We start from the raw sequence: 12,484 nt of genomic DNA, 5'->3' as shown, positions 1-12,484 counted from the left end.
CCTGCTGGGGGTGTCCCCTAGCCGTTGAGCTCGTCGAAGCGGCGGCCGAGCGCGGCGCGGCCGGCTTCGGTGAGGCTGCCGTGCACGCGCATCCGGGCGAGGCCGCCGTCCGGGAAGACGTCGAGCCGTACGTGGGTGGCGGTGACCGTCTCCGGCAGCGTGAAGCGGTGCGGGGTGTCGGGCTGGAGCTTCGTCCTCGGGACGATCGGGAACCAGGCGGACTCGTCGGACGGGTCGCCGTCGCAGCCGTACAGAGCCGCCCAGCCGGCCGAATTGCCCTTGAGGTACGCGGTGTCGATCTCGACGGCGCGGATCTCGCCCTGCGCGGCGAGGCGGAAGCGGACCCAGTCGTTGGTGTTCTTGACGCGGCGGCGGCGGTTCTCCCAGCCGTCGTCCATCTTGCGGGACAGGTCGGGCTGGATGATCTGGGTGGGCGAGGAGTAGAAGCGGTCGGAGGCGTCCTCGACGGTGCCGCCGTTCATCACCGAGGCCAGGTCGAGGGTGCCGAGCACATCGAGCCACTCCGGGTCCGGCACGACCTCGCCGTGGACCCGGAGGCGGGCTATGCCGCCGTCGGGGTGCTGCTTGAGGCGCAGGTGGGTGAAGCGGCGTTCGGCGGTGACCTCGAAGCCGTTGGCGGCGTGGCCGCGTACCGGCGTGCGCGGTACCAGCTCCTCCCACTTCACCCCGTCGGCGAGCAGATCCTCGGGGCTGGGGCTGCCGGGCAGCGAGGTGGCCTCGACGGTGACCTGTTGGGGGTAGTTGCCGCGGAAGTGGGCGGTGTCGACGACGACGCCGCGGATCACACCGGGGGCGGCGAGGCGGATCAGCGCCCAGTCGTGCTCGTCGTCGGTCGGGAAGGGGTGCTCGCCGTCGGCGCCGCGGCGGCGCCGGGTCTCCCAGCCGTCCATGATCTTGCCCTTGTGGCCGAAGTGCTCGGGGTCGAAGACCGCCGGCGTGGACTTCAGCAGGTTCTCGCGCTCGGCGAAGAACTCGTCGTTCGCGGCGATCACACCGGCGCCGAAGCGGCGGTCGGCGAGATCGACGAGCGAGGTGAAGGGGAAGTCCCCGCCTCGGTAGTCGGCGTAGGGGTCTCCGCCACCGTACGGGTTGGCGTCGTTGGCGTGCGGATCGGTGGAGTCGGCGGCCGGGGTGACGGTCATCGTTGCCCTTCGGTGGGGAGGGAGGTGCGGACCGTTCTACGGTCGCAGAGGCGGAACCCTCAGGTCCATCGAAAGTATTTGACAGTTACGTTCAGTAGAGCTGAACGGTTTTGGGGTTTCAGCCGGGATGCCGCGGCGATTCCCCGGGCGCCTGGGATTCCGCCGCCTGCCGGAGCGCGGCCAGCACCCGGGCCAGGCCCGGCGCCCCCTCGGAGCCGCGACGGGCCGCCGCCACCACGTGGCGGCGCGGCTGGTCGGCGTGGAGCACCCGCAGGGCGACCCCGGCGCCGCCCCGCTCCCCGCGGCCGCCGGCCATCGCCATCCGGGGCACCAGCGCCACCCCCATCCCGGCCGCGACCATCGCCAGGATCGCGCCCCAGTCCGCGGCCGCATGCGCCTGCTCCGGCACGAAGCCGGCGCTCTCGCACGCGGTGGTGGTGATCTGCGACCAGGGGCCGCTGCTGCCGAAGATCCAGGGCTCGCCCGCGAGATCGGCCAGCCGCAGCCCCGGCTCCGCGGCCAGCGGATGGCCGGCCGGCAGCGCCACGTCCAGGGGGTCGGCGAGCAGCGAGACCCGGCTGAACTTGGGGTCGCGCGGCGTGGGGGCGTGCGCGGCCAGCGACAGCGCGAGATCGACACTGCCCTCCGCGAGCAGCTCGTACGCGGCCTCCGCCTCCGTCTCCCGTACGGCGACCGACAGGCCCGGATGTGTCCGGCGCAGCTCCTGCACGGCGGGCACCACCAGGGCGGGGATGGCGGTGGAGAACGCGCCGACCCGCACCTGCCCGGCCTCGCCCTGGAGGTAGCCGAGCAGTTCCGCGTCCGCCCGCTCGAGCTGGGCGAAGACCGCCTCGGCGTGCCGCAGCACCAGCTGCGCGGCATCCGTCAGCCGGACCCGCCGGCCGTGGGCCTCCAGGAGCGTGACCCCGAGCTGCCGGGCCAGCCCGGTCAGCTGCTGGGAGACCGCCGAGGGCGTCATGTGCAGCGCCTCGGCGGTCGCGGTGACCGTGCCCAGCTCTTGCAGGGTGCGCAGGATGCGCAGCTTCTTGATGTCCCAGTCGGCCATGCGGGCAGCGTACGCAGTCAGCGTCTGCTCCCGGCGCCGAGCGCGACGCCCGCGATGATCGCGGCCATGCACGCCACCTGGGTGACGCCGACGGCTTCGCCGAGGACCGCGAGGGACAGCAGGGCGACGCAGACCGGCTGGAGGTAGTAGACGACCCCGGCGCGGGTGGCGCCGACCAGGGCGATGGCCTTGTTCCAGGTGAAGTAGGCGACGGCGGAGGAGAGGATGCCGATGTACAGCAGGGGTCCGACGGTGCCGGCGGTCGGCTCGAAGCCGCCCTGGACGGCGAGGCTGACGCCGTAGGCGGGGGCCAGCAGGGCCGCCCCGAGGGCGAAGGTCATGAAGAGGAACGCCAGGCCGCCGATCCCGTCGGGGCGGCGGCGCAGCAGCGCGCTGTAGCCGGCGAAGGCGGCGGTGGCGGCCACCATCCACAGGTCCCCGGGGGCGAGGTCGAGGCGCAGTACCGCGGCCGGCGAACCCTTGCCGACCAGCGTCACCACTCCCGCCAGCGCGATCACCATGCCGACGGTCCGCCGCCCACCGAGCTTCTCCCCGCCCCGGGCGAACAGGGCGATCATGGCCGGCGAGGCGGCGGCGATCATGGCCATGTTGGTGGCCGAGGTGCTGCGGCCCGCCTGGTAGATGAGGGTGTTGAAGAGGGTGACGCCGAGCAGCGCGGCCACTGCCAGGAAGCCGAGGTGCCGGCGGATGACCGGCCACTGGCGGCGGACCTGCCCGAGGGCGAGCGGGGCCACCGCCAGCAGCGCGATGATCCAGCGCCAGAACGCGGTCTGCACGGGCGGCACGGTGTCGTGCAGGGCGCGGGCGATGACGAAGTTGCCGGACCAGATGACGGTCGCCGTCAGGGCGAGCACCAGGCCGGCTGCCGGTGCGGACGGGGTGCGCCCGCCCTCCGTCGGCACGGCGCGACGCGTGCGGACCCTCTCCAGGATTGCCACGGTTTCCTCTCCGTTCGGTGGTGGGAGGTCCACCGTGACAGTCCGGCAATCATCAGGTCCATCGAATAATTACGCCTGATTCATTCAGTAGAACTGAACGATTGGCCGGTTCCGCGGTTCAGCCGATCCGCGGGTCACGACGCCTTCTTGGCCGCCCGACGGGCCCGGATGGCCTCCTGCCGCTCGTCGAACTTCCGCGCCTGGCCGTCCAGGCCGTTCATGTACAGCCCGAGCTCCTCCTGCGCGCGCAGCCCGGCGGGGCCGAGTCCGCCGATCTCCAGCACCTTGAGGAAGCGCAGCACGGGCTGGAGCACATCGTCGTGGTGGATGCGCAGGTTGTAGATGCCGCCGATGGCCATCCGGGCGGCGGCCCGCTCGAAGCCGGGCATGCCGTGGCCGGGCATCCGGAAGCCGGTGACGACGTCCCGTACGGCGGACATGGTCTGGTCGGGGGCCATCTCGAAGGCCGCGCCGAGCAGATTGCGGTAGAAGACCATGTGCAGGTTCTCGTCGGTGGCGATCCGGGCGAGCATCCGGTCGCAGACGGGGTCGCCGGAGTGGTGGCCGGTGTTGCGGTGGGAGATGCGGGTGGCCAGCTCCTGGAAGGCGACGTACGCCACGGAGTGCAGCATGCTGTGGGAGTTGTCGGACTCGAAGCCCTCCGACATGTGGGCCATCCGGAACCGCTCCAGCTCGACGGGGTCCACGGCACGGCTGGTGAGCAGGTAGTCGCGCATCACGATGCCGTGCCGACCCTCCTCCGCGGTCCAGCGGTGCACCCAGGTGCCCCAGGCGCCGTCGCGGCCGAAGAGGGTGGCGATCTCGTGGTGGTAGCTGGGGAGGTTGTCCTCGGTGAGGAGGTTGACCACCAGGGCGATCCGGCCGATGTCGGTGACCTTGGACTGCTCGGGGGCCCAGGGCTCGCCACCCATGACCCCGTCGAAGTTCCGCCCGTCGCTCCAGGGCACGTACTCGTGCGGCATCCATTCCTTGGCGACCTTCAGATGCCGGTTGAGCTCCTTCTCGACGACCTCTTCGAGCGCGTAGAGGAGCTGGGCGTCGGTCCAGGCGGCCTGGCCGCGCTCTCCGTTGTGGCGGGCGGGGGCGATGGTCACGGGGGAACTCCGGGGGACGACGAAACCTACGGGACCGTAGGAATGACCTACGGGGCCGTAGGTTACGTCATCGTAGGTTGGGTCCGGTTAAACACCTCCCCCCTCCCAAATCACCTGAAAGCCACTCGATACCGTCCGCGCAACCTCTTTTTCACCTGCGAAAACGTCGTCGGACGGGGGTTTCGCGTCAGGTACGACAAAGGGCGCCCACCGGTTCGGATGAACCGGTGGGCGCCCTCGGAGACGTTGCGGGGGGCCGTGGCGGGCCCGGGGCGTCAGCCCTCGGAGTCGGCCTGCTTGCCGGGCCGGTCGCCGGCCATGACCAGACCGGCGATGATCAGGAAGAGCACGATGGGAGCAGCGACATAGAGGCCGAGCGTCTGGATCACGCTCAGGCCCGGACCCGGGTCGTCACCGTCGTCGCGGGTGAGCGCAAACGCGGGGGACGACATCAGCAGCATCAGCGCGGTGCCGGCCGTGACGGTTCCGGCGCGCAGGACGTTCTTCTTGACCTTGTTGCTCACGCACTCAACGTATCGGACGCCCCGCCGCCCCGCGCGCCCGGGGTGGCGCCCGGCGCCCCGCTCAGCGCGCCGGGCGCCCGCCGCGGTGCAGCGTCACCGGCCTCAGGTGCACCCGCCCCCGAGCCTGTTGGACGGTGACCCGCACCGCGTCCGCGGTCACCGGGCCGGGCAGCGCCAGGATCCGCCGGTGCCCGATGGTGGTGCCCCGCGCGAGCGTCCGCCACGTCCCGCCCGCCCGCGCCCGGACGGTGAACCGCTCGACCCGCTGCCCGTACCGGAGGTCCTCGGCCAGAGCGACCCGGTCGAAGGTCCAGGGCCCCGGCCCGGCCGTCCGCAGGTCCGTGCCGTAGGTCTCACGCACGGCGGTCCCGAAGGCGGTGAGCGAGGCGACGTCCGCTGCGGCGATCCGGCCGTCCTTGGCCGGTGGGACGTTCAGCAGCAGCGAGGCGTTGCGGCCCACGCTCCGCTCATAGAGGTCCATGAGCCGGGCGGGCGACTTGGGGCGTTCGCCGGGGTGGTGGAACCAGCCGGGGCGGAGCGAGACATCGGCCTCCGCCGGATACCACTGCAGGTACTCGGTGGTGGGCGCGAGCAGCTTGGCGCGGGAGCCGATGTCGGGATCGGTGGAGTCGTGGGGCAGGCCGCCGGCCATCACGGTCCACGGGTCCTGGGCGGAGGGCGTCACGCTCCACTCCGTCTCGCGCGCGACGCCGTTCTCGTTGCCGACCCAGCGCACGCCCTGGGGCCCGCCGAAGACCACGGTGCCCGGGGAGAGCCGGTGCACCATCCGGAACCACTGGGCGACGTCGTACTTCTGGGTGATGCCGGAGTCCGTCCAGGGGTTCGCGCCGTCCAGCCACAGCTCGTCGATGGGGCCGTACTGGGTGAACAGCTCGTAGATCTGGTTGAGGTAGTACGCGTCGTAGTCGTCCGCGCGGACGTGGAATACCGGCAGCCTGCCCGCGCGGAGGGCGGCGGCGCGGTCGTCGCCGGGGACGAGGGTGGGAATGGTGCGCTCGGTGGCCCTGCTGCCGTTGCCGAAGCGGCCCAGGCCGCGGGGGGCGCGGTCACCGTCCTCCAGGGCGACGCGTTCGGGCAGGCTGAGCGGCTTGCCCTCCTGCTGTTTCTTCCGGATCTCCTCGACCCAGCGTGCGTGCCAGGCGTGCGGGAGTTCGGCGCCGTCGGAGGGCGAGAGGTAGATGCCGACCTTGAGCCCGGCCCGGCGGGCGGCCCTGACATAGGCGCCGACGACATCGGGGCGGCCCGGGCCGGCCTTAACCGTGTGGGGCGAGTACCGGCTGGGATAGAGGACGAAGCCGTCGTGGTGCTTGGCGGTGAGCATGACCTGCTCGGCGCCGGCCGCCCGGTACGCGCGCATCCACTGGTCCACATCGATGCGCGACGGCGCGAAGAGCTTCTCGTCCTCGGCGCCGGAGCCCCATTCGCGGCCGGTGAAGGTGTTCATGCCGAAGTGCGTGAAGGCCGTCACCTCCCGCTGCTGCCAGGCGAGCTGCCCCTCGGTGGGGATGGTGTGGGCGGCCTTCTCGATGACGCGGGCCGGGCTGTCGCAGGGTTCGATCGTCATCTGGGAGGCGGGGCGTACCGGCCCGTCGCAGGGGCCGGCGGCCGACGAGGACCGGGCCGGGGCGGACGGGGCGGGAACGAGCGCGGCGGCCACGGTGAGCGCGAGCGCGCACAGCGTCCGGCGGGTGCTGCGGAGTGCCATGGTTCCCTCCAACTCGCCGGCCATGACAATGCATCACGTCATTGGTCGGATGTCTGGGTGGCGTCCAGGGCATGGTGCCGGACGGTACGGCGTACCGGAAGGGTGTGTGCGGTAGCCGGTCTCAGCGGATCCCGTCGGACAATTCCCGCATCAATGCGTACAGTCGGGGCGATGCGGCCAGCTCTTCGAAGGTCCGGGGGCGGCCTTCGGGGCCGGCGATGGGGAGGCGCCAGTTCGGGTATTCATCCCATGTACCCGGGAGATTCTGCGGTCGGCGGTCCCCCACCGCGTCCGGCAGCCACACCCCGATCAGTCGCGCCGGGGTGCGCAGCAGGAAGCGGTGCGCGGCCCTGATCGCGGCCTCCTCGTCGTCCGCGCCCTCGGGCAGCAGACCTCGGCGCGTCAACTCGCCCAGCCATTCGGCGAGTTCGTTGCGGGCGCGGGAGCGCTCACGCTCCGGCGGCCCCGCGAGCAGCCCCAGGCGCTCGCGCAGCGCGACGTCCTCGCCGGTCAGCCGGGCGGCGGTGGTCGGCAGGTCGTGGGTGGTGACGGTGGCCAGGCAGTCGCCGCGCCACTCCCCGGGAGCCAGGATGCGGGGACCGGAGGCGTCGTCGGCGCCGTCGGCGTAGGACCGCTCGAACCAGAGCACCGACGTGCCCAGCACCCCGCGCTCGGCGAGCGCGTCACGTACCCCCGGCTCGACCGTCCCCAGGTCCTCGCCGATCACCGCGGCGCCCGCCCGATGCGCCTCCAGGGCCAGCAGGGACAGCATCGCCTCGCCGTCGTAGCGGACGTAGGCGCCCTCCGTCGGCGGGCGGCCCTGCGGAACCCACCACAGCCGGAACAGGCCCATCACATGGTCGATGCGCAGCGCTCCGGCATGCCGCAGCAGGCCGCGCAGCAGATCGCGGTACGGGGCGTAGCCGGTGGCGGCGAGCGCATCGGGGCGCCAGGGCGGCAGGCCCCAGTCCTGGCCGTGGGCGTTGAAGGCGTCGGGCGGCGCACCGATGGACATGCCGGCGGCGAAGGCGTCCTGCTGCGCCCAGGTGTCGGATCCGGAGGGGTGGACGCCGACGGCCAGGTCGTGGACCAGGCCGATGCCCATCCCGGCATCCCGCGCCGCCCCCTGCGCGGCCGCCAGCTGCTGGTCGGTGAGCCAGGCCAGACGGCAGTGGAAGTCGATCCGGTCCATCAGACGGGCGCGCAGCCGGGCCGTGCCCGGTGCGCGGGGGTCGCGGAGCCCGGCGGGCCAGGCCCGCCAGTCGGGGCCGTGCAACTCGGCGAAGGCGCACCAGGTGGCGTGGTCCTCCAGGGGCGCGCCCGCTTCGGCGAGGAAGTCGCAGTAGGCGGCGCGGCGCCCCGGGGAGAGCGGCACCGCGCACAGCAGCTCCAGGGCCTCCCGCTTCAGCTCCCAGACCGCGTCCCGGTCGATCAGCGCGCCGCGCTCCAGGACGTCCGCGCGCAGCACCCCGGCGCGTGCGGCCAGCTCGTCGGCCCGCAGCCGCGCGGTGCCGTGGAGGTGGGCGTACTCCGGTACCTGCTCGATCCGCAGGTGGACCGGGTCGGGGAAGCGGCGCGAGGAGGGGCGGTAGGGGGACGGGTCCGTGGGCGGGCCGGGGACGGCCGCGTGCAGCGGATTGAGCTGGACGAAGCCGGTGCCCAGGGAGCGTCCCGACCAGGCGGCGAGGTCGGCGAGGTCGCCGAGGTCACCCATGCCCCAGGACCGGCCGGAGAGCAGGGAGTAGAGCTGGACCATGAAGCCGTGGCTGCGGCCGGGCGGGGCGGGGACCCGGTCGGGGGCGACGATCAGCCGGGCGCGGCCGGCGCGGCCGTCGGGGGCCCGGGCGTCAAGGGTGTGGATGCCCAGCGGCAGACCGGCGAGGGGCGGCCCGGGCGCGATCTCGGTGGCGTGGCCGTCCTCGGTGGTGACCCGCAGGCCGGTTCCCTCGGGCAGGCCGCGGAAGTCCGGTGGCCTGCCGGGGCGGGCGACGACGGTGCCGGGGAGCAGGCTGCGGCCCGCTCTGTCCTCGTACGCGGCCAGGGCGGCGCGTACGGCATCGGGCGTCGAGGCGTCGACCCCTAAGGCGGCGAGCACGGCGACAACGGTGTCGTCGCCGATGTGGTGCATTCGGCCCGGCGAGGGTTCGTAGCACGTGTCGATGCCGTGCAGCCGGGCGAGCCGCGCGCGGCCCACGGGTCCTCAGACCTCCATGGACTCCGTGCCCAGACCGGTGGCCGTCGGCTCGCTGGTCAGCGGCAGCTCGGCGGAGATCGGGACCTCGCTGGTCAGCGGCGCGGCGTCGGAGAGCGGCGGCTCGCTGGTGAGCGGCGGCTCGGCGAAGCTGAAGGATCCGGAGCCGTCCAGGCCCGAGTCGGGGCCGGAGACGCCGTCGAAAAGGTCGGGTTCCATCGGAGCGCCGTCCGGTTTGACGGAGAGCGCATCAAGCAGGAGCTGAGCGGATGCGGCCACGAGGGCCTCCCGTTCATCGGTAATGGGACAGGTCTTGCCCTACCCACTCGACACGAGTGCAGACGCTTTTCCACCCTAAACGTGGCTCACGTCACAGCGCACGCGCAGGCGATTTCACGGCTGGGGCGTTCGGGTGACGCAGGGAGTCCTGACAAACCGGGTATCGGGGCGGAAGTTCTGCGGGCGGAGCGGTCCGACCGACCGGCCGGACCGCCCACCGAGGGGCGGAGAACGACGCGCCGCCTCCCGTGGCACACCCGCCTTCGCACGGTTGACACCCTTACCGCCACAATGGTGGGCTCACGGCCGAAGGTCTGTCCGAGCGGGCACCGGCGGCACACAGGGGGGCCGGTGCGAACCGGCGAGCAGATGACGGGGACGAGGGGTGGCCGTGCGGGTCCGGGGCGTATGGGGCGTCGGAAAAATCGGTAGGGGCAGCGGAAACGGCGCGGGCGCCCGCGCGCGCGTGGCAGGCACCACCGCGCTGGCCGCGGCGGTGATCTCCGGACTGCTCGGCGGGATGCCCAGCGCCCAGGCGGCGCCCGCGGACCCGTCCATCGGCACGCCCGACCAGCCGGACCGGCCGGCGGACGCGGGCGAGGCACCCGCCGTGTGGCCGCGCCCCCAGTCGATGCGGGAGCTGTCCGCCGCCGTACCGCTCGGCCGCGAGGCGACGCTGGTGGCGGCGCCGGACGCCGATCCGTACGCCCTGGACGTGGTGCGCGGCCTGCTGCGGGACGCCGGGGTGCGCACGGTCCACGAGGTCGCACCCGGTGACCGGCTGCCCTCGGCCGGGCCGGTGATCAAGGCCGGCGGGAAGCCGGCCGCGGACGCGCTGCGCGCGCTCAAGGCCCCCGCCCGCGGCGATCTGCCCGCCGGCGGCTACCGCCTCGCCGTCGGCAAGGTCGCCGGCCGTGACACGGCCGCGCTGGACGGCGTCGGACCGGACGGCCTCTTCCACGCCGCGCAGACGCTGCGGCAGCTCGTCACCGAAGGACCGGACGGCGGGCACCAGCTGGCGTCGGTCGCCGTGCGGGACTGGCCCGGCACGGCCGTACGGGGCACCACCGAGGGCTTCTTCGGGCAGCCCTGGAGCCGCGCGCAGCGGCTGGCCCAGCTCGACTTCATGGGGCGCACCAAGCAGAACCGCTATCTCTACGCAGCGGGCGACGACCCGTACCGCCAGTCCCGGTGGCGCGAGCCCTATCCGGCCGACCAGCGCGCCGACTTCCGGGCGCTGGCCGAGCGGGCCCGCGCCAACCACGTCGGCCTGGGCTGGGCCGTCGCGCCCGGCCAGGCGATGTGCATGTCCTCGGCGGCGGACCTGCGGGCGCTGCGCCGCAAGGTGGACGCGATGTGGGCGCTGGGGGTGCGCTCCTTCCAGCTGCAGTTCCAGGACGTCAGCTACAGCGAGTGGCACTGCGCCGCCGACGAGGAAGCCTTCGGCTCGGGCCCGGAGGCCGCCGCCAGGGCGCACGCCCGGGTGGCGCAGGTGCTCGCCGACCACCTCGCCGAGCGGTATCCGCACTCCGCGCCGCTGTCGGTGATGCCCACCGAGTACTACCAGAACGGCGCGACGGCCTACCGCGAGGCGCTGGCCAAGGCGCTCGGCGACCGGGTGGAGGTGGCCTGGACGGGGGTCGGCGTGGTGCCGCGCACCATCACCGGCGGCGAACTGTCCACCGTCCGCCAGGTGTTCGGTCGCCCGCTGGTGACCATGGACAACTACCCGGTCAACGACTACGCCCAGGACCGCCTCTTCCTCGGCCCCTACACGGGCCGCGAGCCGGCCGTGGCCACCGGCTCCGCCGCGCTGCTCGCCAACGCCATGCAACAGCCGGTGGCCTCCCGCATCCCCCTCTTCACCGCCGCCGACTACGCCTGGAATCCCCGCGCCTACCGCCCGGCCGCGTCCTGGGACGCGGCCATCGACGACCTCGCGGGCGGCGACCGCCGGGCCCGCGCCGCGCTGCGCGCCCTGGCCGGCAACGACGCCTCCTCCGTCCTCGACGGCGACGAATCGGCCTATCTGCGGCGCCTGATGGACCGCTTCTGGAAGGCCCGCGCGGCCGCCGTCGACCGGGGTCGGCCCGGCGAGGACGCGGACTTCGCCAAGGCGGCCCGGGCGCTGCGTGCCGCGTTCCACACCATGAGCACCGCGCCCCGCGACCTCACCTCCGACCTGGCGACAGAAGTGCGGCCCTGGGCCGAGCAGTTGGGCCGCTACGGCCGGGCCGGCGAGGCGGCCGTCGACACCCTGACGGCGCAGGCCCAGGGCGACGGTGACGCCGCCTGGGCCGCTCAGCGCACGGTGCAGCGGCTGAGCAAGGAGGCCGGGCGCAGCCCGGCGACGGTCGGCAAGGGGGTGCTCACGCCGTTCCTGGAGCGGTCGATGACCGAGGCGGACGCCTGGACCGGCGCGCGCGGCGACACCCCGAAGCCCAACGAGGGGGCCGACCCCACCTCGCTGACCGTCCCCTTCGGGCGGACCCGCCCGCTCACCGCGGTCACCACCCTGACCGAGCCGGGCCCGTCGGCGGGCGCCGTCTCGCTGGAGGCGCATGTCCCCGGCGAGGGGTGGCGCCGCCTGGACGGGCTCTCCCCCACCGGCTGGACCGAGACCCGGACCCCCCGGCTGCGCGCCGACGCGGTGCGGCTGTCCTGGCCGAAGACCGCCGCGGCGCCCTCCGTGCACGCCGTCACGCCCTGGTTCGGCGACATCCCGGCGGCCGGACTGGAGCTGTCCCGCAAGGAGTCGGACGCGCAGACCGGCGGCACCGCGACGGTCGACGCCCGGATCTTCTCCCGCCGCCCCGCCGACGTCCGCGAAAAACTGGAGGTCAAGGCGCCCAAGGGCTTCACCGTGCACGCGCCGGAGGAGGTCACCGCCCCCCGCGGCGGCACGGCCACGGTCCGGATCAGGGTCGACGTCCCCCAAGGCGCCCGCTCCGGCTCCTACGAGATCCCCGTCACCTACGCCGGCGAGGAACAGCGGCTGACCGTTCGGGCCTATCCGCGCGCCGGCGGCCGGGACCTGGCGCGGGGCGCCGCGGCCACCTCCTCCGGGGACGAGACCGCCGCATTCCCGGCCTCGGCGGCGACCGACGGCGACCCGGCGACCCGCTGGTCCTCGTCCGCCGAGGACGGCGCCTGGCTGCAGTTCGCGCTCCCCCGCCCCACCCGCCTGGGCCAGGTCGTCCTGAACTGGCAGGACGCCTACGCCACCCGCTACCGCATCCAGGTCTCCGCGGACGGCCGCAGCTGGCGCACCGCCGCCACCGTGCGGGACGGCAAGGGCGGCCGCGAGTCCGTACGCATGGATGCCGAGGACACCCGCTATGTCCGCGTCCAGGGCGACAGGCGCGCCACCCGGTTCGGGTACTCGCTGTGGTCGGTGGAGGCCTACGCGGTGTCGCCCGGCCCTCACGACGGGTCGTAGGCGGAGCCGGCCGGCACCGGCG

9 protein-coding genes are annotated in these 12,484 nt (G+C 73.7%); 1 reads left to right on the top strand and 8 read right to left on the bottom strand.

The genetic code is table 11. From position 1 onward, the window contains the following. Positions 1–17: 17 nt before the first annotated feature. The 8 genes from alc to ACGFML_RS10910 all read right to left on the bottom strand — a co-directional run bounded on the left by alc (position 18) and on the right by ACGFML_RS10910 (position 9,023). Positions 18–1,163: an allantoicase gene (gene alc / locus ACGFML_RS10945; protein WP_393542250.1), complete on the bottom strand. Its 1,146-nt coding sequence runs from the start codon at positions 1,161–1,163 to the stop codon at positions 18–20. A 118-nt stretch (positions 1,164–1,281) separates the two neighbouring features. Further along, complete coding sequence (locus ACGFML_RS10940) at positions 1,282–2,229, bottom strand: LysR substrate-binding domain-containing protein (protein ID WP_393542249.1); 948 nt, start codon at positions 2,227–2,229, stop codon at positions 1,282–1,284. A 17-nt stretch (positions 2,230–2,246) separates the two neighbouring features. Further along, complete coding sequence (locus tag ACGFML_RS10935; protein WP_393542248.1) at positions 2,247–3,188, bottom strand: DMT family transporter; 942 nt, start codon at positions 3,186–3,188, stop codon at positions 2,247–2,249. Between the two features lie 134 nt (positions 3,189–3,322). Beyond that, positions 3,323–4,303 (bottom strand): acyl-ACP desaturase, encoded by a 981-nt coding sequence (locus ACGFML_RS10930; protein ID WP_393542246.1) that lies wholly within the window; start codon positions 4,301–4,303, stop codon positions 3,323–3,325. A 275-nt stretch (positions 4,304–4,578) separates the two neighbouring features. Then, positions 4,579–4,827, bottom strand: coding sequence for a hypothetical protein (locus ACGFML_RS10925; RefSeq protein ID WP_393542244.1), 249 nt, complete (start codon positions 4,825–4,827; stop codon positions 4,579–4,581). Positions 4,828–4,888: 61 nt separating this feature from the next. Then, complete coding sequence (locus ACGFML_RS10920) at positions 4,889–6,553, bottom strand: alpha-L-fucosidase (protein WP_393542242.1); 1,665 nt, start codon at positions 6,551–6,553, stop codon at positions 4,889–4,891. Positions 6,554–6,674: 121 nt separating this feature from the next. After that, positions 6,675–8,747, bottom strand: a complete 2,073-nt coding sequence (gene malQ / locus ACGFML_RS10915; protein ID WP_393542240.1) for a 4-alpha-glucanotransferase — start codon at positions 8,745–8,747, stop codon at positions 6,675–6,677. Positions 8,748–8,753: 6 nt separating this feature from the next. Further along, the gene (locus tag ACGFML_RS10910; RefSeq protein ID WP_393542238.1) at positions 8,754–9,023 is read right to left on the bottom strand and encodes a hypothetical protein; all 270 of its coding nucleotides are present in this window, start codon (positions 9,021–9,023) and stop codon (positions 8,754–8,756) included. Positions 9,024–9,489: 466 nt separating this feature from the next. Here ACGFML_RS10910 and ACGFML_RS10905 point away from each other — a divergent pair, with 466 nt between their 5' ends. Then, the gene (locus ACGFML_RS10905) at positions 9,490–12,462 is read left to right on the top strand and encodes a beta-N-acetylglucosaminidase domain-containing protein (RefSeq protein WP_393542236.1); all 2,973 of its coding nucleotides are present in this window, start codon (positions 9,490–9,492) and stop codon (positions 12,460–12,462) included. Positions 12,463–12,484: the final 22 nt, after the last annotated feature.

It is taken from the genome of Streptomyces sp. NPDC048650, from assembly GCF_043199095.1.
Taxonomy (GTDB): Bacteria; Actinomycetota; Actinomycetes; order Streptomycetales; family Streptomycetaceae; genus Streptomyces.
Note: the sequence above shows the minus strand (reverse complement) of the source record. Positions and strands in the feature narration are given on the sequence as shown.